General features: G+C 60.9%; 24 protein-coding genes. 14 read left to right on the top strand and 10 right to left on the bottom strand.

Annotation, left to right across the window (positions count from 1 at the left end):
• Positions 1-2: 2 nt before the first annotated feature.
• Complete coding sequence (locus ACMA5I_RS02155) at positions 3-920, bottom strand: carbohydrate ABC transporter permease (protein WP_525884581.1); 918 nt, start codon at positions 918-920, stop codon at positions 3-5.
• Between the two features lie 54 nt (positions 921-974).
• On the bottom strand, positions 975-2213 hold the full coding sequence (locus ACMA5I_RS02150; protein WP_525884580.1) for an ABC transporter substrate-binding protein: 1239 nt from the start codon (positions 2211-2213) through the stop codon (positions 975-977).
• Between the two features lie 102 nt (positions 2214-2315).
• Between ACMA5I_RS02150 and ACMA5I_RS02145 the strand changes: the two genes are divergently transcribed.
• Both ACMA5I_RS02145 and ACMA5I_RS02140 read left to right on the top strand, forming a co-directional pair.
• Positions 2316-3110, top strand: a complete 795-nt coding sequence (locus ACMA5I_RS02145; RefSeq protein WP_525884579.1) for an IclR family transcriptional regulator — start codon at positions 2316-2318, stop codon at positions 3108-3110.
• A 21-nt stretch (positions 3111-3131) separates the two neighbouring features.
• Positions 3132-4187 (top strand): ABC transporter ATP-binding protein, encoded by a 1056-nt coding sequence (locus tag ACMA5I_RS02140; protein WP_525884578.1) that lies wholly within the window; start codon positions 3132-3134, stop codon positions 4185-4187.
• Between the two features lie 48 nt (positions 4188-4235).
• Here ACMA5I_RS02140 and ACMA5I_RS02135 read toward each other — a convergent pair whose 3' ends face one another.
• Both ACMA5I_RS02135 and ACMA5I_RS02130 read right to left on the bottom strand, forming a co-directional pair.
• A complete protein-coding gene (locus tag ACMA5I_RS02135) occupies positions 4236-5045 on the bottom strand; it encodes a tellurite resistance TerB family protein (RefSeq protein ID WP_525884577.1) in 810 nt (269 codons plus the stop codon).
• A 107-nt stretch (positions 5046-5152) separates the two neighbouring features.
• Entirely contained in the window at positions 5153-5668 is a 516-nt protein-coding gene (locus ACMA5I_RS02130) for an Lrp/AsnC family transcriptional regulator (protein WP_525884576.1), read from the bottom strand.
• A gap of 203 nt (positions 5669-5871) precedes the next feature.
• On the opposite strand from ACMA5I_RS02130, the gene trxB reads away from it, so the two are divergent.
• A complete protein-coding gene (gene trxB, locus ACMA5I_RS02125; RefSeq protein ID WP_525884575.1) occupies positions 5872-6816 on the top strand; it encodes a thioredoxin-disulfide reductase in 945 nt (314 codons plus the stop codon).
• Between the two features lie 141 nt (positions 6817-6957).
• Positions 6958-8670 (top strand): bifunctional sulfate adenylyltransferase/adenylylsulfate kinase, encoded by a 1713-nt coding sequence (locus tag ACMA5I_RS02120; RefSeq protein WP_525884574.1) that lies wholly within the window; start codon positions 6958-6960, stop codon positions 8668-8670.
• An 85-nt stretch (positions 8671-8755) separates the two neighbouring features.
• On the opposite strand, the gene ACMA5I_RS02115 is transcribed toward ACMA5I_RS02120, so the two are convergent.
• The gene (locus ACMA5I_RS02115) at positions 8756-8974 is read right to left on the bottom strand and encodes a DUF1150 family protein (protein ID WP_525884573.1); all 219 of its coding nucleotides are present in this window, start codon (positions 8972-8974) and stop codon (positions 8756-8758) included.
• On the bottom strand, positions 8974-9393 hold the full coding sequence (locus ACMA5I_RS02110; protein WP_525884572.1) for an Hsp20 family protein: 420 nt from the start codon (positions 9391-9393) through the stop codon (positions 8974-8976). The genes ACMA5I_RS02115 and ACMA5I_RS02110 overlap by 1 nt, the downstream gene beginning before the upstream one ends.
• Before the next feature lie 187 nt (positions 9394-9580).
• Here ACMA5I_RS02110 and ACMA5I_RS02105 point away from each other — a divergent pair, with 187 nt between their 5' ends.
• Genes ACMA5I_RS02105 through ACMA5I_RS02095 form a run of 3 tightly spaced genes read left to right on the top strand, consistent with a single transcriptional unit; the run spans position 9581 to position 11331 of the window.
• Positions 9581-9796 carry a YdcH family protein gene (locus ACMA5I_RS02105; protein ID WP_525884571.1) on the top strand — a complete coding sequence of 72 codons (216 nt, stop codon included), beginning with the start codon at positions 9581-9583 and terminating at the stop codon, positions 9794-9796.
• 7 nt (positions 9797-9803) lie between these two features.
• Entirely contained in the window at positions 9804-10292 is a 489-nt protein-coding gene (purE, locus tag ACMA5I_RS02100; protein ID WP_525884570.1) for a 5-(carboxyamino)imidazole ribonucleotide mutase, read from the top strand.
• The gene (locus tag ACMA5I_RS02095) at positions 10285-11331 is read left to right on the top strand and encodes a 5-(carboxyamino)imidazole ribonucleotide synthase (protein ID WP_525884569.1); all 1047 of its coding nucleotides are present in this window, start codon (positions 10285-10287) and stop codon (positions 11329-11331) included. Before purE ends, ACMA5I_RS02095 begins: the two co-directional genes overlap by 8 nt.
• Before the next feature lie 51 nt (positions 11332-11382).
• Here the strand turns inward: ACMA5I_RS02095 and ACMA5I_RS02090 are convergent, their stop codons facing one another.
• The 3 genes from ACMA5I_RS02090 to groES form a co-directional block, all read right to left on the bottom strand.
• Positions 11383-11724 carry a DUF2853 family protein gene (locus ACMA5I_RS02090; protein ID WP_525884568.1) on the bottom strand — a complete coding sequence of 114 codons (342 nt, stop codon included), beginning with the start codon at positions 11722-11724 and terminating at the stop codon, positions 11383-11385.
• Between the two features lie 190 nt (positions 11725-11914).
• Complete coding sequence (gene groL / locus ACMA5I_RS02085; protein WP_525884567.1) at positions 11915-13564, bottom strand: chaperonin GroEL; 1650 nt, start codon at positions 13562-13564, stop codon at positions 11915-11917.
• A gap of 41 nt (positions 13565-13605) precedes the next feature.
• A complete protein-coding gene (gene groES / locus ACMA5I_RS02080) occupies positions 13606-13893 on the bottom strand; it encodes a co-chaperone GroES (protein WP_525884566.1) in 288 nt (95 codons plus the stop codon).
• A 188-nt stretch (positions 13894-14081) separates the two neighbouring features.
• Here groES and ACMA5I_RS02075 point away from each other — a divergent pair, with 188 nt between their 5' ends.
• From ACMA5I_RS02075 to ACMA5I_RS02050, 6 genes are all read left to right on the top strand, one after another.
• A complete protein-coding gene (locus ACMA5I_RS02075; RefSeq protein ID WP_525884565.1) occupies positions 14082-14837 on the top strand; it encodes a MipA/OmpV family protein in 756 nt (251 codons plus the stop codon).
• Between the two features lie 4 nt (positions 14838-14841).
• Complete coding sequence (locus ACMA5I_RS02070; RefSeq protein ID WP_525884564.1) at positions 14842-15684, top strand: TIGR01459 family HAD-type hydrolase; 843 nt, start codon at positions 14842-14844, stop codon at positions 15682-15684.
• Between the two features lie 3 nt (positions 15685-15687).
• The gene (locus tag ACMA5I_RS02065) at positions 15688-16629 is read left to right on the top strand and encodes a bifunctional riboflavin kinase/FAD synthetase (RefSeq protein WP_525884563.1); all 942 of its coding nucleotides are present in this window, start codon (positions 15688-15690) and stop codon (positions 16627-16629) included.
• The gene (locus tag ACMA5I_RS02060; RefSeq protein ID WP_525884562.1) at positions 16626-17069 is read left to right on the top strand and encodes a YcgN family cysteine cluster protein; all 444 of its coding nucleotides are present in this window, start codon (positions 16626-16628) and stop codon (positions 17067-17069) included. Before ACMA5I_RS02065 ends, ACMA5I_RS02060 begins: the two co-directional genes overlap by 4 nt.
• A 70-nt stretch (positions 17070-17139) precedes the next feature.
• Positions 17140-18093, top strand: a complete 954-nt coding sequence (locus tag ACMA5I_RS02055; protein ID WP_525884561.1) for a Hint domain-containing protein — start codon at positions 17140-17142, stop codon at positions 18091-18093.
• A 51-nt stretch (positions 18094-18144) separates the two neighbouring features.
• The gene (locus ACMA5I_RS02050; RefSeq protein WP_525884560.1) at positions 18145-19209 is read left to right on the top strand and encodes a threonine aldolase family protein; all 1065 of its coding nucleotides are present in this window, start codon (positions 18145-18147) and stop codon (positions 19207-19209) included.
• On the opposite strand, the gene ACMA5I_RS02045 is transcribed toward ACMA5I_RS02050, so the two are convergent.
• Positions 19200-20009: an alpha/beta fold hydrolase gene (locus ACMA5I_RS02045; protein WP_525884559.1), complete on the bottom strand. Its 810-nt coding sequence runs from the start codon at positions 20007-20009 to the stop codon at positions 19200-19202. The two genes, ACMA5I_RS02050 and ACMA5I_RS02045, sit on opposite strands and share 10 nt — an antisense overlap.
• A gap of 96 nt (positions 20010-20105) precedes the next feature.
• Between ACMA5I_RS02045 and ACMA5I_RS02040 the strand changes: the two genes are divergently transcribed.
• On the top strand, positions 20106-21122 hold the full coding sequence (locus ACMA5I_RS02040) for a ribose-phosphate diphosphokinase (RefSeq protein WP_525884558.1): 1017 nt from the start codon (positions 20106-20108) through the stop codon (positions 21120-21122).
• Positions 21123-21141 lie beyond the last annotated feature (19 nt).

Here is a 21141-nt window from a genome sequence, read left to right as displayed (position 1 = left end):
GCTCACCCCCGCTCGTCGCGATACATCTTCCACAGCACGTAGGAGATGTAGACCATCATGATGAGGAACAGCACCACGGCAATCGCCGCGCCGTAACCCATGCGGAAGCCATATTCGGAGAAAGCCTGCTCATACATGTAGAAGGCCAGCACGCGGGACGAGCCGTAAGGGCCGCCATCGGTCATGATCGAGATGAGATCGAAGGAGCGCAGCGCGCCGATGATCGTCACCACAAAGGCGATGAAGGTGGCGGGTTTGAGCTGCGGCAGGATCACATACCACAGCATTTTCCAGCCCTTGGCATTGTCGAGCCGCGCGGCTTCGATCTGCTCGGGGTCCACGGCGTTGAGGCCGGTGAGGTAGAGGATCATGCAGTAAGCGGTTTGCGGCCAGAGGCCCGCCGCGATGATGCCATAGGTCACGAAACGCTCGTCGGCGAGCACCGCAATCGGCTCGAACCCGAAGAGCCCGATGAATTCGTTAAAGAGCCCGTAGGACGGATCGTAGAACCACGCGAAGACGAGGCCGACCACGACCTGCGAGATCACGAAGGGGAAGAAGAAGAGCGATTTATAGATGCGGATGCCGCGCACGGTCTGGTTGAGGAACAGCGCGACAAAGAGACCGCCGGGAATCGCCAGCAGATAGAGGACCAGCCAGATGACGTTGTTTTTCAGCGAGGTGTAAAACGCATCGTCATCCATCAGCTCGGTATAGTTGCCCATGCCGACCCATGTTTTGTCCCCGAGACCGTCCCAAGCGTAGAAGGAGACGGCGAAGGACTGGAAGACCGGCCAGATGACATAGAGGACGAACATCAAAATGCCCGGCGCGAGGAAAAGCCACGGCGTCAGGGTCTGCTGATTGCGCTTCCAGAAGCTGCGTTTGACTTCGGTCGTGGGCAAGGCTGGCTGGGTCATGATGGTCCCTCCCTCAAGGAAAGGCGGGGCAGCCGGGCCGCCCCGCGGATCACTTTATTCGCCGTAGACGCGCTGGCGGGTCTTTTCGAGCCGCTCAAGGATCGCGTCGAGACGGTCGGGCTTGACCATGAATTCCTGGAACCCCTCCATCCCGGCCTTGGCCATCTGCGCATCGGCGTCGCGGTCAAAGAACTGCGCGATCCCCGCCGTGGTGCCGGACAGCATCTCGAAACCGGCTTGCAGATAGGGATCGTCGCCCACTTCGCTCTGCGTGTTGATCGGCAACTGGCCGAGTGTCTGGTTCATCTGCGTCTGCACATCGGCGCGGGCGAGATAGGCGAGGAAGGTCTTGGCGTCTTCCTTGTTCTTGGCATTGGCCGGGATATGGATCGTGTCCATCGGCGCTTCTTCGGCGAGGTCCACATCCGGGTTGATCGCCGGGAACTGCATGAAGCCGAGCGTGTCCGGGGTCAGCCCCGCATCGAGCATCGGCGCGACCGCGAAATTGCCCATCACATACATCGCCGCCTCGCCATTCACGAGCTGCGGGAGCGCGTCCTGCCAGTCGATCGCGGCGTGGTTTTCATAGATATATTCGTTGTCGATGAGCTCCTGCCAATGGGCGAAGGTCTGCTTCACGCGGTCATCCGTCCACGGGATTTCGCCGCCGGTCAGCTGCATGTGGAACTCATAGCCATTGGTGCGCAGGTTGAGATAATCGAAGATCCCCGCAATCGGCCAGAGCGCCTTGGAGCCGGTCGTGATCGGCGTGATCCCCGCCTCTTTCAGCGTGGCACAAGCCGCCAAAAACTCCTCCCAATTGGTCGGCGCGGCGATGCCGTTCTCCTCAAAGATGTCTTTGCGGTAGTAAATGCCCCACTGATAATAGGTATAGGGCACGCCCCATTTCTGGCCGTCGAGGGTCATCGCCTGCTCGGCGGGCGCGAGGGTTTCGCTGAGATTGTTCTCCTCCCACACATCATCGACCGGCTCGAACAGCCCCGCATCCACGTAAGGCTTCATCCGGTTGCCCGCATACCAGTTGGCCAGATCCGGCGCGTCGGCGGTGAGAAAGTTGCGGATTGAGGTCTTATAGCCCTCATGATCGAAGGTGTTGACGGTCACGGTGATATCCGGGTGCTCCGCCTCGAAGGCCGCGATCAACTCGTCAAAGGCCTGTTTGGGCGCCGGATCGGACGCGTCCGTGTTGATGACCAGCTCGCCCGCGGTCAGCGGCGAGGCCATGAGCGCAGCAAAAAGCCCCGCTTTCAATGTGTTGGTAAGCATATGCATCTCCCTGTTGCATCATCTCTCGTTAGTTTCATTATTTGAAACTTTGTTCTATATATTGAAATCATGCCGAAGACGTGGCAGGCTGTCAACAGATTCGGAAGGATGAGCATGGGTATTCAGAAACAAAATTACGGGGATGGGACGGTCGGAAAGGCCCTGTCGGTGCTCGACATGGTCGCCGCTCATGACGCGCCGCCGCGTTTCTCCGAATTGCTGGCCCAAAGCGATTTGCCCAAAGCGACGCTTTATCGCCTCCTCCAGACGCTCACGAGTCAGCAGATGCTCGTTTATGATGAAGAGCGCGGAACGTATGGGCTTGGAGTCCGGCTCATGCGGCTGGCGCATAAATGCTGGGCGCAGAATTCGCTTGCGCCGATTGCGCGGCCCCATATCGACGCGCTCTCGCAGAAGATCGGCGAGACCGTACATCTGGCGCAGCTCGATCACGGGCAGGTGCTTTATATCGACAAGCGGAATGCGCGCATCCCGGTGCCGATGATGAGTCAGGCGGGCAAGATCGGCCCCGCCTATTGCACGGGGGTCGGCAAGGCGATGCTGGCGCATTTGCCCGAAAACCAGATGGAGCGGGTGATCGCGGAGCAGAGCTTTCACCCCTACACCCCGCAGACCCTCTCCGGCCCGGACGCGCTCCGCGCAGAATGTGCCGAGATCCGGGCGGCGGGCATTGCCTTTGACCGGGAGGAGCATGAGGACGGCATCATCTGCATTGCCGCGCCGATCCTGTCAGCGGCGGGTCACGCGGTTGGCGGGCTCTCGATCACGAAAGCGGGGCGACATGATGCGCTCGGCCCGCTGCTCACCTTTGAAAACGACTTGAAACACACCGCCGAAGCCATTGCGCGGGAAGCGGAAGCCTGGAGTTTTCCGGGACAATAAAAACCAATAGGGAGAATGCGGATGTCAGGGGTCAAACTCAAATCTGCGGTGAAAAAATATGGGACGGTCGAGGTGATCCACGGGGTCAGCCTCGATGTGGAGCCGGGCGAGTTCTGCGTGTTCGTCGGCCCCTCGGGCTGCGGCAAGTCCACGCTGCTGCGGATGATCGCGGGGCTGGAGGAAACCTCGGGCGGCGAGATCCATATCGGCGGGCGCGATGTGACCAAGCTGGACCCGGCCGAGCGCGGCGTCGCCATGGTGTTTCAGACTTACGCGCTCTATCCGCATATGACCGTGCGCGAGAATATGGGCTTCGGCCTCAAGATGAACGGCGTGCCGAAAGACACCATCACCTCCAAGGTCGATCAGGCCGCGCGGATTTTGAAGCTTGAGGATTATCTTGACCGCAAGCCAAAAGCGCTTTCGGGCGGGCAGCGCCAGCGTGTTGCCATTGGCCGCGCGATTGTGCGCGGGCCGGAGGTGTTTCTTTTCGACGAGCCGCTCTCGAACCTCGATGCGGAACTCCGGGTCGATATGCGGGTGGAGATCGCGCGTCTTCATAAGGAGCTTGGCGCGACGATGATCTATGTGACGCACGATCAGGTCGAAGCGATGACGCTGGCGGACAAGATTGTGGTGCTGCGCAGCGGCCATATCGAACAGGTCGGCGCGCCGATGGAGCTTTATGAGGACCCCGACAACCGCTTCGTCGCTGGTTTCATCGGCTCTCCGGCGATGAACTTCCTTGAGGGTGTGGTGAAAGACGGTGCGGTCGAGATCCCGGCCATGGGGCAGTCGCTGAATTATGCGATGAATCTGCCGTCGGACGGCACGCAAGTCTCCGTCGGTATCCGCCCCGAATGGCTGACGATAGAAGACGGCGGCGCGCTGACGGTGGAACTGGTCGAGTCCCTCGGCGGCGTCTCCTATGCCTATCTGCGGACCCCGAATGGCGAGCGGATCATCGCGGAGGCGCGTGGGAAGATCACGCTCGATGAGGGCAGTCAGGTCGGCGTCGGCTTCGATCCGTCGCAAACCTTCCTCTTCGATGCGCAATCGGGGATGCGCCTGCGTTAACGAAAAAAGCCCGCCGGAATGGCGGGCTTTTCCATTGAGGGGCGACGCTTATTTGTAAAGCGACGGCACGCCCAGCTTCTCGTGGATGGTGTTCACATCATCCTTCCCGAGATTCATCGCAGACGCGAGCTTGTGCAGATATTCCGCTTCGGCGCGGCTATCGAGGTCAATCGCCATGACGGACATGGTGTAAACCTGCGCTTCAAGACCGTTCGGCACCTGACGCGCGAGACCGTCCACATCGACCGGCGCTTGCACTTCTTGGTTGATGAAGTCGCGCTCTTCCGGCCCGATATCGTCGAGATTGCCGAGGATGCGCTGCTTTTCCGCATCGTCGATCTTCCCGTCTGCCTTCGCCGCCTGGATCATCGCGCGGAGCATGAGGCCCGCTGCGGCTTCCTGATCGGCGGTCGGCTGGACCGAGGGCTCGCCATCATTGCGGAACGCGTCGTTCAGAAGCTCGCCGAAGCTCTCTTCCTGCTGGCGGTTCTGCGCCTGTGCCTGACCGCCCGACATGCCGCCGAGGATCCCACCCAGACCGCCTGCGGCTGCGCCGCCGCCAGCAAGACCTTTGATGAGATCGGAAATGCCGCCGCCGGATGCGGAGGTGGAGGACCGCCCGGCGCCGCCAAGCTGCTCCAGAAGCCCGCCAAGACCGCCGCCCGAGGACGCGCTGCCACGGCTGCCGCCAAAGCTGTCACGGCTGCGCTTGTAGTTATCGCTGCCGCCTGCGCCGCCGCTCAGGATGTCGCCAAGCAAGCCGCCATTCTGGCCCTTACCGCTTTTCGCAAGGCCGCTAATGCCCTTCGCGACGGCCACGCCGACAGCCGCTTTGGCAAGTGTTTTCATCAGACTCATGGGGTTCCTCCACTGTTGATAGCCCAATCGTTACCACAGCCTATGTAAGACCCGGCAACGGAATTTTGAGGGTTATCACGCGATTGCGAGGTGAAGGCGGGCGCGGTTTAGCGCGAAATATCCTCTTCGCGGTCCTTTGCGCGCTCCTCCACTATAGAGAAGGGAACGCCTGGCACGTCCTTCGCGCCGCGGATCACAAGCGAGGTTTTCACCGAGGACACATTCGGCGCGGCGGTGAGGTCATGGGTCAGAAAATGCTGGAAACTTGTCAGGTCCGGCGCGACGCATTTGAGGATGAAATCAATCTCGCCATTGAGCATGTGGCACTCACGCACCAGCGGCCAATCCTGCACACGCTTCTCAAAATCCACGAGATCCGCCTCCGACTGGCTGGAGAGCCGGATCATGGCAAAGACTTGCACTTCGAAACCAAGTTCGCGTGCGTTCACATCCGCGTGATAGCCGGTGATATAGCCCTCTTCTTCAAGGGCACGCACCCGGCGCAGACACGGCGGCGCGGAGATCCCCACACGGCGCGACAACTCCACATTGGTCATCCGCCCATCATCCTGCAATTCTGCAAGGATCTTGCGGTCAATCGGGTCGAGACGGGGTCCGGTCATCTGCACTCACATATTCATCGAATTCCGGCCATGATTATCGAAGCGGCGCAATCTCCGCAAGAATGTTTCGCATAATACGCTGCGGCGCAGCGGCTATCCCACGGGGCCGCGCGCGAGGCGAAGTGCGTCCCTGTCTCAGAAATGGGGCTTTTCGGCTCTTTTGATGCCCACTATATACGGCCCCGTTACAAAGGAGCATTGTCATGTCCGAGACTCGCCACACCCGCCTGCTGATCATCGGCTCCGGCCCCGCTGGCTATACCGCTGGCGTGTACGGATCGCGCGCGATGCTGGAGCCGATTCTGCTGCAAGGCAATGAGCCGGGCGGCCAGCTCATGATCACCACTGAGGTGGAGAACTGGCCCGGCATTATTGACACGCAAGGCCCTGAACTCATGCAGCATCTCGAAGCCCATGCTCGCAAGGCCGGGACCGAGATCATCGGCGATCATGTGGACAGTCTGGATCTGTCGAAACGTCCCTTCACCGCCAAGACCCAAAGCGGCGCAACCTATACGGCGGATGCGGTTGTGCTGGCGACCGGCGCGCAAGCGCGGTGGCTGGGGCTCGAGTCGGAAGAGAAATTCAAAGGCTTCGGCGTCTCGGCCTGTGCGACCTGCGACGGCTTCTTCTATCGCGGCAAAGAGGTGATTGTGGTCGGCGGCGGCAATACGGCCGTTGAGGAAGCGCTGTTCCTCACCAATTTCGCGAGCAAGGTCACGCTGGTCCACCGCCGCGATGAGTTGCGCTCCGAAAAGATCCTCGAAAACCGTCTGCTGAAAAACGAGAAGATCGAGACGATGTGGTTCCACGAGGTCGAGGAAATTCTCGGCACGGAGAACCCCAAAGGCGTGACCGGCGTGCGCCTGCGCAACAACCAGACCGGCGAGACCTTTGAGAAAGCCGTGGACGGTGTGTTCATCGCCATCGGTCACAGCCCCTCTTCGGAACTGGTGATCGACCAGCTTGAAACCCATATGGGCGGCTATGTCGTCACCGAGCCGGACAGCACCCGCACCTCGATTCCCGGCGTCTTTGCCGCGGGCGATCTGACGGACCATCAATATCGTCAGGCGGTCACCTCGTCCGGCGCGGGCTGTATGGCAGCGCTGGAAGCGGAGCGGTTTCTAGCCGCGCAAGAGGATTAAAGTCCACGCGCAAACGTGAAGGCGGAACAGCCGTCTTTTGCTGCACCGCAACATTCAAAAGACTTGAAATAGCCGCGCGGTCATTGCATACGCGCGGCAGTATATGTGTAGAACCGACACCTCCCCCGAGTGAGTAGCAGAATGACCCTAGAGAATACGAAGCCGATTCCGGAACTTTACGTCTCCGCAGACAGCGCCGAGAAGCTGAAGAAAGAGGCAGCCGAGCTGCCGTCCTGGGACCTGACCGCCCGTCAGGTCTGTGACCTTGAACTGCTGATGAATGGCGGCTTCGCCCCGCTGACCGGCTTTCTGGGTGAGGATGATTATAACAGCGTCGTCGACACGATGCGCCTCAAGGATGGCTCGCTCTGGCCGATGCCGATCACTCTCGATGTGAGCGAGAAATTCGCCGACACCGTGCAGCCGGGTCAGGACATTGCCCTTCGCGACGAAGAGGGCGTGATTCTCGCAATCCTCTCGATCAGCGACAAATGGGTGCCGAACAAGTCCAAAGAAGCCGAGAAAGTCTTCGGCGCGGACGATCTGGCGCATCCGGCGGTGAACTATCTGCACAACACTGCAGGCAACGTCTATCTCGGCGGCCCGATCACCGGGATCCAGCAGCCGATCCATTATGATTTCCGTGGCCGTCGCAACACGCCGAACGAGCTGCGCGCCTTCTTCCGCAAAATGGGCTGGCGCCGCGTGGTGGCCTTCCAGACCCGCAACCCGCTGCACCGCGCGCATCAGGAACTGACCTTCCGCGCCGCCAAGGAAGCGCAAGCCAACCTGCTCATCCAGCCGGTTGTCGGCATGACCAAGCCGGGCGATATCGACCACTTCACCCGCGTGCGCTGCTATGAGGCGGTTCTCGACAAATACCCGCAGTCCACGACCTCGCTTTCGCTTCTGAACCTCGCCATGCGTATGGCCGGGCCGCGCGAAGCCGTCTGGCACGGGCTGATCCGCAAGAACCACGGCTGCACCCATTTCATCGTGGGCCGCGACCATGCGGGCCCCGGCAAGAACAGCCAAGGCGAGGACTTCTACGGCCCCTATGATGCACAGGATCTCTTCCGCGAGTTCGAGGACGAGATGGGCATCGAAATGGTCGACTTCAAAATGATGGTCTATGTGCAGGACCGCGCCCAGTATGAGCCGCAGGACGAAGTGGAAGAGGGCGCGACCGTTCTCTCCATCTCCGGCACCGAGCTGCGCCGCCGTCTGGCCGAAGGTCTCGACATTCCGGAATGGTTCTCCTTCCCCGAAGTGGTGAACGAGCTGCGCAAGACCCGCCCGCCGCGGGATGAGCAGGGCTTCACCGTGTTCTTCACCGGCCTGTCGGGCTCGGGCAAATCCACCGTCGCCAACGCGCTGCGCGTGAAGCTGATGGAAATGGGCGGCCGCCCGGTCACGCTGCTCGACGGCGATGTGGTTCGTAAAAACCTCTCCTCGGAGCTCGGCTTCTCGAAAGAGCACCGCGACCTCAACATCCGCCGCATCGGCTATGTCGCGAGCGAGATCACCAAGAATGGCGGCATCGCCATCTGCGCACCGATCGCGCCCTACACCGCGACCCGCCGCGCCGTGCGTGAAGAGATCGAGCAATATGGGGCCTTCGTGGAAGTCCATGTCGCCACCTCGCTCGAAGAGTGTGAGCGCCGCGACCGCAAGGGCCTCTACAAGCTGGCCCGCGAAGGCAAGATCAAGGAATTCACCGGCATTTCGGACCCTTACGAAGAGCCGACCAATGCCGAACTGGTCCTCGACACCGAAGCCGTTGAGGTCGATCACTGCGCGCACCAGGTGCTGCTGAAGCTCGAAAGCCTCGGTCTGATCGGCACCAGCGACTAACGCGCCCTGCCCCGTCAGGGGCACCTGCAAAAACGACAAAGCCCGCCAATTTGGCGGGCTTTTCTTTTGAATTCTGTCGCTGCGGTTAATGCACACTCACCGGCGCAAATTCGTGCTGGCGCGCGACGGTGAAGGCCAGCTTGCGGTCGGCCACGAGGGCGAGCTGCGTGCCCTCCTCGTCGTGGATCGCATAAAGCTCGCTCAGATCGCCCGCCTGCTCGCGCACCTCGTCGGGGAGGTCCGCAACATCGACGGCGCGCACATAGACGGTGGCCCCGCCACCCATGATTTCCTGCTCTTCCATCATTTGCCTCCTTTGCCAATCTCGATCCGGCGCGTCACCGTGTCCGGACGCTGGCGTTCGAGATCAATATGCAGCAGCCCGTTTTCCATGTCCGCACCCGTCACCTCGACACCTTCAGCCAGCACAAAACTGCGTTGGAAAGCGCGGGCGGCGATGCCGCGGTGCAGATAGACGCGGCTTTCGTCCTCTGCCGGTTTACGTCCGCTTATAAAGAGTTGGTTATCTTCGACGGTAATCTCAAGGTCATCTTCGGTAAAACCCGCCACCGCGAGGCTGATCCGATACCCATCCTGAGCCGTTTGTTCAATATTATAAGGCGGATAGCTGTCCTGCCCCGCCTTGCTCGTCCGCTCTACGAGGCGATCAAGCTGCTCGAACCCAAGCAAATAGGGATGCGAGCCGAAATTATGTTTTGTCATCTTGCAAAGCCCTCATTGGCGCCTTTTCCCTGACGTCCCATTCTGGCAACGTCTCTTGGCATTAATATGGGGTTAGGACGCCTGTATCACAAGGGTAGGATAAGCGCGGTCTGCGGCGTTTGTGGGGGTTTCCCTCCCCGCATGGCCGGGCTAGATTGCGAAGGAACACGAGGCGGTCTGGATCGGCATGACGACCCATGAGATGAATGAGCAAGAGGTGCTGAAGGCGGAGCTGGACGTTCTGCGGGTGCGGCATCGTCGGCTTGATGAGAAAATTCACGCTTTGGTCGAGGACGGGGCCGGAACGGCCTTTGAAGTGCGGCGGCTGAAAAAACAGAAGCTGGTGCTCAAGGACCAGATCGCCCAGATCGAAGACCGTTTGTTCCCTGATATTATTGCATGAGGCCGTTATGAGCACTCCCAAAGTCGGCATTGTCATGGGCAGCCAGTCGGACTGGCCGACGATGAAAGCCGCCGCCGAGATTCTCGATGCGCTTGGCGTGGCTTATGAGGCGAAAATCGTGAGCGCGCACCGCACGCCGGATCGGATGTTCGCCTATGCCGAAGCCGCCGCCGGGCGCGGTTTGGCCGCGATCATCGCGGGCGCGGGCGGCGCGGCGCATCTGCCGGGGATGATCGCGGCGAAAACGCGGGTGCCGGTGCTTGGGGTGCCGGTGCAATCGAAGGCGCTGTCGGGTCTCGATTCCCTCTATTCCATCGTGCAAATGCCAAAAGGCGTGCCGGTTGGGACTTTCGCGATTGGCGTTGCCGGCGCGGCAAATGCGGCGCTCTTCGCGGCGGCGCAACTGGCGGTGAATGATCCCGCGCTGGCCGAACGTCTCGACGCCTGGCGCGCGGCGCAGAGTGAAGCCGTGGCGGAGGAACCGAAAGATGAGTGACATCAAGACCATCGGGATTTTGGGCGGCGGTCAGCTTGGCCGGATGCTCGCGGTCGCGGCGGCGCGGCTTGGCAAGCATGTTGTGATCTTCGCGCCGGAGGACCACCCGCCCGCAGCAGAGGTGGCGGCAGAGCATATTCAGGCGGCGTTCGAAGATGCGGACGCCCTGGCCCGGTTTGCCGAGCGATGCGATGTGATCACGCTGGAGTGGGAGAATATCCCGCTGGAGGTTTACGATCATCTCGGCGACACGCCATGTTTCCCGGACGCCAAAGCGCTGGAGATCACGCAGGACCGGATGTTGGAGAAGAACTTCCTCACCCGCCTCGCCCTGCCCGTCGCACCGTTTTACGGGGTGAATGACGAGGATGATCTGCTGACGGGCCTCGCGAACACGCGCACGCCCGCGATCCTCAAAACCCGCCGTTTCGGCTATGATGGCAAGGGGCAAGTGCGGGTCAATGCGGGCGCGGAAGCGGCTGAGGCTGTCGCGGCGATTGAGGGCGCACCGGCGATCCTTGAGGGGTTCGTCAACTTCTCCGCTGAGATTTCGGTGATTGCCGCGCGGAGCCGCTCAGGCGAGATCGCCTGTTTCGATCCGGGCCAGAACGATCATGAGGACGGCATTCTGCGCGTCACCAATGTGCCCGCGACACAACCGGCCGGAACGCTTCAAGATGCGGTGCTGATGGCAGGAAAGATCCTGAACGCGCTCGATTATGTCGGCGTGATGGGGGTGGAGCTCTTCGTCACGGAGCACGGGCTCGTGGTCAATGAGATGGCCCCGCGGGTGCATAATTCGGGCCACTGGACGCAGAATGGCTGCGAGATCGACCAGTTCGAGCAGCATATCCGGGCCATTTGCGACCTGCCGCTCGGCTCCGGGCAGCGGCATAGCGATGTGAAGATGGTGAACCTCATCGGCGAGGGCGGCATTCCCGAACAGCCGGAAGGGGCGCTGCATCTCTACGGCAAGGCGGAGGCGCGGCCGGGCCGAAAGATGGGGCATATCAACTACGCCCGCCCGAAGGCGCAGTAACAAAAAGAGCCGCAAGTTGCGGCTCTTTCTCATGCTAAGGCACTGAAAACGTTACGCGTAAACGCCTTCTTTGCCGAAATGCTTGGTGAGCAGGTAGTAAATGACCGCGCGGTGTTTGTTGCGGTTGGAGCGACCATATTGGTCAATCACCGCGTTGATCGCATCCATCAATTCCGGCCCATCGGAAAGACCCAGCTTCTTGACGAGGAAATTGTTTTTCACCGTCTCCAGTTCCGCCTTGTCAGACCCGGCAACGGTGCTGGCATCCTCGTTATAGATCGACGGACCGCAGCCAATCGTCACGTTGGTGAGCAGGTCCATATCCGGCTGAACCCCGCATTTTTCCTTCAGATCCGCCGCATAAGCCGCAATCAGGTCATCTCTTTTGCTCATCTGAGCCTCCCTCTTAAAAGACGCGCTGAGGCTACGTGATCACAAGCTCTCAATCAATATATTGTTGCGAATTTCGTATTTCGTCTGGAAAACCCACAGAATTCAGTGTGACGCTTCGATGACTTTCCCATGACAAGACAAAAAAAGGGGACCCGAAGGCCCCCTTTATCCGTCTGGCTGACAGGTCGGCTTACATCATGCCGCCCATGCCACCCATTCCGCCCATGCCGCCCATGTCAGCGCCGCCGCCCTGGCCTTTCGGCTCAGGCTTGTCGGCCACCATGGCTTCGGTGGTGATGAGCAGGCCAGCGATCGACGCCGCGTCTTCAAGCGCGGTGCGGGTCACTTTGGCCGGGTCGATGACGCCGAATTTGAACATGTCGCCATATTCTTCGGTCTGTGCGTTGAAGCCGAAGGCCGCATCGTCGCTCTCGCGGATTTTGCCCGCAACGACCGCACCGTCAACACCGGAGTTCTCGGCGATCTGGCGCAGCGGTGCTTCGAGCGCTTTGCGCACGATGGCAATGCCTGCATCCTGATCGGAGTTGTCGCCGGACACGCCTTCGAGGGATTTCGCGGCCTGAACCAGAGCGACACCGCCACCCACGACAACACCTTCCTGCACAGCAGCACGGGTTGCATTCAGCGCGTCGTCCACGCGGTCCTTGCGCTCTTTCACTTCGATCTCGGTCGCACCGCCGACGCGGATCACAGCCACACCGCCAGCGAGTTTCGCCAGACGCTCTTGCAGCTTCTCACGGTCGTAATCGGAGGAGGTCTCTTCGATCTGCTGACGGATCTGCGAGACGCGCGCTTCGATTTCCGGCTTATCGCCAGCGCCATCAACGATGGTGGTGTCGTCCTTGGTGATGCGGACGCGCTTCGCGGTGCCGAGCATGTCGAGGCCGACATTTTCCAGCTTCATGCCGAGATCTTCGGACACAACCTGACCGCCGGTCAGGATCGCGATGTCCTGCAGCATGGCTTTGCGGCGATCGCCGAAGCCCGGAGCCTTGACAGCCGCCACTTTCAGGCCGCCGCGCAGACGGTTCACAACGAGGGTCGCGAGCGCTTCACCGTCAACATCTTCAGCGATGATGAGAAGCGGCTTGCCCGACTGGATGATCTGCTCAAGCAGCGGCACCAGCGGCTGGAGCGAGGAGAGCTTCTTCTCGTGGAGAAGGATGTACGCATCTTCCAGTTCGGCCAGCATCTTGTCGCTGTTGGTCACGAAGTAAGGCGAGAGATAGCCGCGGTCGAACTGCATCCCTTCAACCACTTCGGTCTCGGTCTGAAGGCCTTTGTTCTCCTCAACGGTGATCACGCCCTCATTGCCGACTTTCTGCATCGCATCGGCGATCTGACGGCCGATTTCTGCTTCGCCATTGGCCGAGATGGTGCCGACCTGTGCGACTTCATCCGAATTCTCAACCTTGCGGGCGAGCGATTTGATGTGATCGACAGCTTTGGCGACCGCAAGGTCGATGCCGCGCTTCACATCCATCGGGTTCATGCCAGCCGCGACCGACTTCATGCCTTCGCGTGCGAACGCCTGGGCCAGAACGGTTGCGGTGGTGGTGCCGTCGCCGGCTTCGTCATTGGTGCGGCTGGCGACTTCTTTCACCATCTGCGCGCCCATGTTCTCGAACTTGTCCTCAAGCTCGATTTCCTTGGCCACGGTCACACCGTCTTTGGTGATGCGCGGTGCGCCGAAGGATTTGTCGATGACCACGTTGCGGCCTTTCGGGCCAAGGGTCACTTTTACGGAATCCGCGAGGATATCCACACCGCGAAGCATACGGTCGCGCGCGGATACGCCGAATTTAACGTCTTTTGCCATTTGAAAACTCCTTACTGTTCTGGAAACGGATCAAGGCTGGATCAGCCGATCACGCCCAGAATGTCGCTTTCTTTCATGATGAGCAGGTCTTCGCCGTCGAGTTTGACCTCGGTGCCCGACCATTTGCCGAAGAGAACGCGGTCGCCCGCTTTCACTTCCATTTCAACGCGATCGCCGTTTTCTTTGATCGCGCCCTTGCCGACTGCGACAATTTCGCCCTCGGAGGGTTTTTCTTTTGCGTTATCCGGGATAATGAGGCCGCCTGCGGTTTTCTCGTCGCTTTCGATGCGACGAACCAGCACGCGGTCATGCAGCGGTGTAAAAGCCATGAAAGTCTCCCTTTCACACGGTTTTTGTCTGTCTCGGGCGGCCATTCAGAATTTAGCACTCGCCGCCCTTGAGTGCTAACAACGTCGATTTAGGAGAGGATCACGCGGCTGTCAACTGACTCGATCAGCCTTTTCACGGCCCGCGGAATCGTTATATTCGTCAGCATCAACCGAAGGATGCACAACCCATGAAATATGCTTTGCTTTTTGCCCTCGCCGCCAGCCCGCTCGCGGCGCAGGACCTCCAGCCCACGGATGGCTTTGGCCGTTTGTCGGCGGATCTCGGCTTTGGTGCAAGCTACGCGCCGAGCTATGAAGGGTCGGATGAAAATGAGCTGGCCCCCTGGTTCATCGCCCGCAATGCAACCTTCCGTCTGCGCGCGTTCGGTGACGGCGGGGAAGGCAGCAAAAGCAACTTCCTGATCGTGCCGTCCTTCAACTATATCGGCGAGCGCGACGAGGATGACGACAGCGATCTCGAAGGCCTAGAGAGCATCGACGCGGCTTACGAAGTCGGTGGCCGCGTGGTTTACGACTATGGCAATTTCCGCACCTATGCGGTCGCGCGTCGCGGTTTCGGTGGCCATGAGGGCATCGTCGGCGAAGTCGGGTTCGACTATTATTATCAGGCAACCGACCGCCTGCTGATCAGCTTCGGCCCGAATGTGACCATGGCCGATGATGAGTATATGGAAACCTATTTCGGCGTCTCGGACGGCGATGCGGCGACCAGCGGCTATTCCGCTTACGAGCCGTCGGGCGGGTTCAAATCCGCAGGGTTCGAGACTCAGGCGCGCTACGCCATCGGCGAGAAAACCGCGATTGTGGGTGAGTTCGAATATAACCGTCTGCTCGAAGACGCGGCGGACAGCCCGATCGTTCAGGACGAGGATCAGTACAGCGTGCGCCTCGGCGTGACCCGCCGCTTCTCGCTCGGCTTCTGATCTGATGATCATCGAGAAACTGGCCGATATCGGGACCAATTATGACGGCGTGCTCTGCGATTTGTGGGGCTGCCTTCATAACGGTGTCGAGGCGCATCCGGCGGCCGTCGCGGCGTTGCAGGATTTCCGGACGAATGGCGGCAAGGTGCTGCTGCTGACCAACTCCCCGCGTCTCTCGCCCGCCGTGGCCGAGCAGATCGCGCGGCTTGGGGCGCCGGAAAACTGCTATGACGAGATCGCCACCTCCGGCGATGCGACCCGCGCCGCCATCGAGGCGACGATGACAGGCAAGAAGTTCTGCCTCATCGCGCCTGAGGGTGAGCGTCAGGGCGGGTTTCTCGAAGGTCTCGACATTGAGATCACCCCCATCGAGCAGGCCGAGGCGATCCTCGTTCTCGGCCCGCGTGACGACCGGACGGAAACGCCGGAAAACTACCGTCTCGAAATCGCTTATGGCGTGAACGAGGGCCTGCCGCTCTACTGCGCCAACCCCGATATTGTCGTCGATCACGGCGACACGCGCATCTATTGCGCGGGCGCGATTGCGCAGGCTTACGAAGAAGCTGGCGGCACCGCGCATTATTTCGGCAAGCCGCATCCGCCCGTCTATGACATCGCCCGCGAGCGACTTGCGATCCACGACAACAGCCGCCTTCTGGCGATTGGCGACGGCATCCACACCGATATTCAGGGCGCCGTTGGCGAAGGCATCGACGCGCTCTTCATCACCGGCGGTCTCGCGGCGGCGGAAACCGGCACCGAGGACCAGCCGGACCCGGACAAGCTGGAACGCTTTCTTTCTCAGGCGGGCATGACACCGCGCTATTCCATGGGGGCGCTGCGCTAGGCAATGCGGCTGCACACGACCTTCCCGGTTCCCGCGCGGGCACGCGGCGCGTCGGCCGCCATGGGCAATTTCGACGGTGTGCATCTCGGCCATCAATGGGTGATTGATCAGGCGCGCAACGACGCACCGCTCGGCATCGTGACCTTTGAGCCGCATCCGCGCGAGCTGTTCCAGCCGGACGCCCCACCCTTCCGCCTGATGAACCGCGAAGCGAGGCGGCACCGGCTCGACAAGATCGGCGTCGCGCATCTCTTCGAAATTCCTTTCAACGAAAAGCTTGCCAGTCTCTCCGCCGCCGATTTCGCGGCGCATATTCTGGCGCGTGATCTCGGCCTCTCCCATGTCGCCGTCGGCGCAGATTTTCGCTTCGGCAAGGGGCGCGAGGGCGATGCGCCGATGCTCAAAACCCTCGGCGCGATTTACGGTTTCGACGTAACCATCGCCCCGCTCAAAGAGCTGGGGGACATGACGATTTCCTCCACCGCCATCCGCGAAGCTCTGAGCGACGGCAAGCCAGACCTCGCCGCGCGGATGCTGGGCCATTGGCACCGGATCGACGGCGTGGTCGAGCATGGTCATAAGCGCGGGCGCGAGCTTGGCTACCCGACCGCGAACCTCTCGCTTGATGGTCTGCATCTGCCGAAATTCGGCGTTTATGCCGTCGCGGTCGATGTGCTGACCGGCCCGCACAAGGGCAGCTATCACGGCGCGGCTTCCCTCGGCTCCCGCCCGACCTTCGGCGATTTCGTCCCGATCCTGGAGCCCTATCTCTTTGATTTCGAGGGCGATCTTTACGGCGAGGATCTGTCTGTCGCCCTCGTCGCCTTCCTGCGGCCCGAAGAGAAATTCGACGGGCTCCAGCCGCTGATCGACCAGATGAACGCCGATTGCGCGCAGGCCAAGGAGATCCTGACCGAAAAAATCCCACTGCCGAGCGCATCATGAGAGCGCGTTTCTGGGAAAACGTCCCGCTGAGCGAGATGACCGCCGAAGAGTGGGAAGCGCTCTGCGATGGTTGCGGGAAGTGCTGCCTGATCAAACTCGAAGAGGAAGACACCGGCGACGTTTACTATACCTCCGTCGCCTGCCGCCTCCTAGACGACTCGACCTGTCGCTGCGGCAATTACGCCATTCGCAAACAACTGGTGCCGGACTGTATTGTTCTCTCCCTGAAAACCCTCCCGGACATCGCCTATTGGCTCCCGCCAACCTGCGCCTATAAGCGGCTTTACGACGGCGAAACCTTGCCCGAGTGGCATCCGCTCGTCACGGGCGATCCGAACAGCACGCATGATGCTGGAATATCAGTGAAAAACCGGACGACGCCCGAATATGAGGTCGCCGAAGAGGACCTGGAGGACTATCTGCTGCGGCAAGATAGATAAATATTTAGATAAAATCATAGCCACCCCGCTTAAACTTTGTTAAAGAAAGGTTAATTGGGGGTGGGACGATATGCCGCAACTTTTTACTGTTTTTATCACCGAGGTCGATGCGGATGGCGAAGTCACGCGCAGCGAAGAAGGTGTGATTGCGCTTTACGATGAAGGCGAGACTATTGATCCGAATGATGGCGCCGATCTGCGCGTCGTCGATGCGGATGGCGACGGCAAGGTCAGCCGAACCGAATTCCGCGACTCGACCGGGGGCGGCGGTCTTGGCCTGAATGGCGGTGCGGAAAGCGCGATTTATGACGGCGCACCCAACGGGCCCGGCACACTCTATTCGCAGGAATCCTATGCGGTCGGGGACAATATCGCCGACTACATCAAGAGCCTGCCATCCAATTATCCGCCTGTGGAGCTTGAGAATCTCGCCGTCTGTTTCACCCTTGGCACGCTGATGTCCACGCCGGAGGGGCCGCGCGCGATTGAGACACTCACACCCGGCGATCTTGTGATCACAAGCGATCACGGCCCCCAGCCCTTGCGCTGGATCGGGCGGAAAACGCTGATCACCACGGAAAAAAGCCGGGCCGTGCGGATCGCCGCGGGCGCGCTTGGCGATGGCCTGCCGACGGCGGATCTCGTGGTCTCGCCGCAGCACCGCATCCTCGTGACTTCCCGCGCCGCGAAACGCCTCTTTGGTGATGCCGAAGCGTTGGTGACGGCACGCAAACTCCTCCCGCTAGACGGTGTGAGCGAGGAGCCGCTGCATCAGGTCACGACCTATCTGCACCTCGTTTTCGATGCGCATGAGGTGGTTTACGCCAATGGTGCGCCGGCTGAGAGCCTCTATCTTGGCGAGACGGCTTTCGAGATGCTGGATGACGACGCGATTGACGAGTTGATCGAGATTTTCGGTGAAGATCTCCCCGGCACGCATCTACCCATTTTGAACGGCAAAGACCAGAAACGCCTCGTCGCTGCTCATGAGCGCAATGGCCGGAGCGTGATCGAAACCGTTTAGGGCTGCTTGCCTGACCCATCTGGCTGGGCTACTGCGTTAGGGAACCGCCTGATGCAAGGAGTTCCCGCCATGTATTTCTCGTCCGACAATGCCAGCCCCGTGCCGCCGCAAATTCTCGACGCGCTTGCTGCAGCGAATGAAGGCTATGCGCCGCCCTATGGCGCGGATAACCTGACCGAAAACGTCCGTGCCCGCATCCGCGAGGTTTTCGAGGCGCCCGATGCGGCGGTCGAACTAGTCCCTACTGGCACGGCGGCGAATTGTCTCGCGCTGGCCCTGCTCTGCCCGCCAACCGCCGCCGTATTCTGCGCGACCGAAGCCCATATCGCCGTGGATGAGAACACGGGCGTCGGCTTTTACACGGGCGGCGCGGTGATGAAGGAACTGACCTCCAATCGCGGAAAAATCGACCCGGACGCATTCGACCGCGCGCTGCGTCGCACCGGTTCCGGCGGGGTGCATAACATCCAGAAAGGCGCGCTGACGCTCACCAATGTCACCGAATCCGGTGCGTGCTACAGCCTCGACGAGATCCGCACGCTCACCGATATGGCGAAGGCGCATCATCTCCCGGTGCATATGGATGGCGCGCGGTTTGCGAATGCGCTCCAACATCTCGGCTGCACGCCTGCGGAGATGACGTGGAAGGCGGGCGTCGATGCAGTGAGCTTCGGCGGGACCAAGAACGGGCTGATGGGGGTCGAAACGATTGTGCTCTTCGATCCCGAAAAGCACTGGGAGCTGGAGCTGCGGCGGAAACGGGCTGGGCATCTTTTCTCCAAACATCGCTATCTCGCGGCGCAGATGGATGGCTATCTCGCCGATGATCTGTGGTTGAAGAACGCGGCTCACGCGAATGATATGGCACTGAAATTACAGGAGGCGCTCGAAGGGGTCGGCGCTGTGATCACAAATCCCGCGGAGGGCAATATGCTCTTCGCGTCTCTGCCCCGCAAACTCCACCGCCAGGCGCTGGAGGGCGGCGCGTCCTATTATCTCTGGCCCTTCGCGCAGAGCCTGATGGGGCCGGATGACGAGCCGCTGACCGCCCGCTATGTCGCGAGTTGGAACACGTCGGATCAGATGATCGCGGATCTGATCGCGCTTTACGCCTGATCGAGCAGCGCTTTAAGCGGCGCGGCGACCTCTTTGGGATGGGTGATCGGCAGCATATGCCCCGCCCCCGCAACCCGCACCCGTCGCGCCTGCGGGCGGCGCTCAGCGATCACATCGAGGATCTGATGGATCGCGGGCGGGCTGGTTTCGCCGTCGATCAGCAGCAGCTTCTCCGGCAGCGGGCCGAGCGTGTCGAGGGTCAGGCGCGGACCTGCCAGCATCCCGACCTCAGCCGCGCTCTCGGCGATGAGATAAATCCGCTCTGAAATATAGTGTTGCATTTGCGCGGGCATGGCGCTGAACGGCACCGGCCCGCCCCAACGGTTCATGAAGGCGCGCACCGCCGCGTCCCAATCCTGCGCCAGCGAGGCGTCCATAAACGCCCTGTTCGCCGCCCGCTCGATATCCCCGCCGGGGTGGCCCGCATCGTCGAGAAAGCCGAACCAGACCGGCTCGATCAGGGTCAGCGAGGACACGCGCTCCGGCTCTTCATGCGCAAGCCGCGTCGCGACTGTGCCGCCGAAGGAATGGCCGACGATATGCACCGGGCCGCCGATCTCATCCATGATCGCGGACACCATCTCCGCCGCCTGCGCCTGAATTTCGCCGCGCGCCTGATCATAGCCCGTATGTCCGTGCCCCGGCAGGTCCGGCATGGTGAGCCGATAGCCCGGCAGATGCGCCGCCATGGGCAGGAAGGAGCCGCCATGACCCAGCATCGGATGGAGCAGGATCACCGCCGGGCCCTCGCCGGTTTCGCGCCAATGCACCTGCTGGCCATTCACCTCGATTTCCGGCATCGCGACGCTCCTTTGTGACAGGACCGTAACAGCCCTTAACTTAACCCGGCTATGGTGGTAAGAGCGCGGCAAGAATTTGGCAAGCGAGGGCGCGAGATGAAAACCAGCAGCGAACCGAAACTCATCGGTGGCAATTCCAACGAGCCCTTGGCCAAAGAGATCGCGCGGCGGATGTCGATCCATCGCGGCGCGCCGGTGGAGCTGGTGAAAGCCCGTGTCGAGCGCTTTAACGATCAGGAAATCTTTGTAGAGGTTTACGAAAATGTCCGCGGTGAGGACATGTTCATCATCCAGTCGACCTCCAATCCGGCGAATGACAACCTGATGGAACTGCTGATCATGACCGACGCGCTGCGCCGCTCCTCGGCCCGCCGGATCACCGCCGTGATTCCCTATTTCGGCTATGCCCGTCAGGACCGCCGCGCCAAGGCCCGCACGCCGATCTCTGCCAAGCTGGTCGCGAACCTGCTCACCGAAGCGGGGGTTGAGCGGGTGCTGACCATGGATCTGCACGCGGCGCAGATTCAGGGCTTCTTTGACATTCCGGTGGACAACCTTTACGCCGCCCCCCTCTTTGCCCTCGATGTGAAACACCATTTCCCGAACCGCGATGAGGTGATGGTCGTCTCGCCCGATGTAGGCGGCGTGGCGCGTGCGCGGGATCTCGCGGAGCGCGTCGGCGTGGATCTGGCGATTGTGGACAAGCGCCGTTCCGCACCCGGTGAGGTCGCCTCCATGACCGTGATCGGCGATGTGACGGATAAGATCTGCATCATCGTGGACGATATTGTGGACACCGCCGGCACGCTGTGCAAAGCGGCGGATCTGTTGAAAGAAAAGGGCGCGAAAGAGGTGCACGCCTATATCACCCACGGCGTGATGAGCGGCCCGGCGGTGGATCGCGTCTCCAATTCCGCGCTGAAATCGCTGGTGCTGACCGACACGATCGCGCCGACCGAGCCGGTCGCGGGCTGCAAAAATATCCGCATCGTGCCGACCGCGCCGATCTTCGGCCAAGCCATCCTGAACATCGCCAATGGCGCGTCGGTCTCGTCGCTTTTTGAGGATGAAAGCCTCGCGCCGATTTATGAGGCGCGGTATCCGCAAAACTGAGATCCGCGCCCGACCGGCG

The organism is Jujubicoccus corallicola, from assembly GCF_047345645.1.
Taxonomy (GTDB): domain Bacteria; phylum Pseudomonadota; class Alphaproteobacteria; order Rhodobacterales; family Rhodobacteraceae; genus JBLEFH01.
The sequence above is the reverse complement of the archived record's forward strand: the minus strand, read 5'-3'. Positions and strand labels throughout refer to the sequence as shown.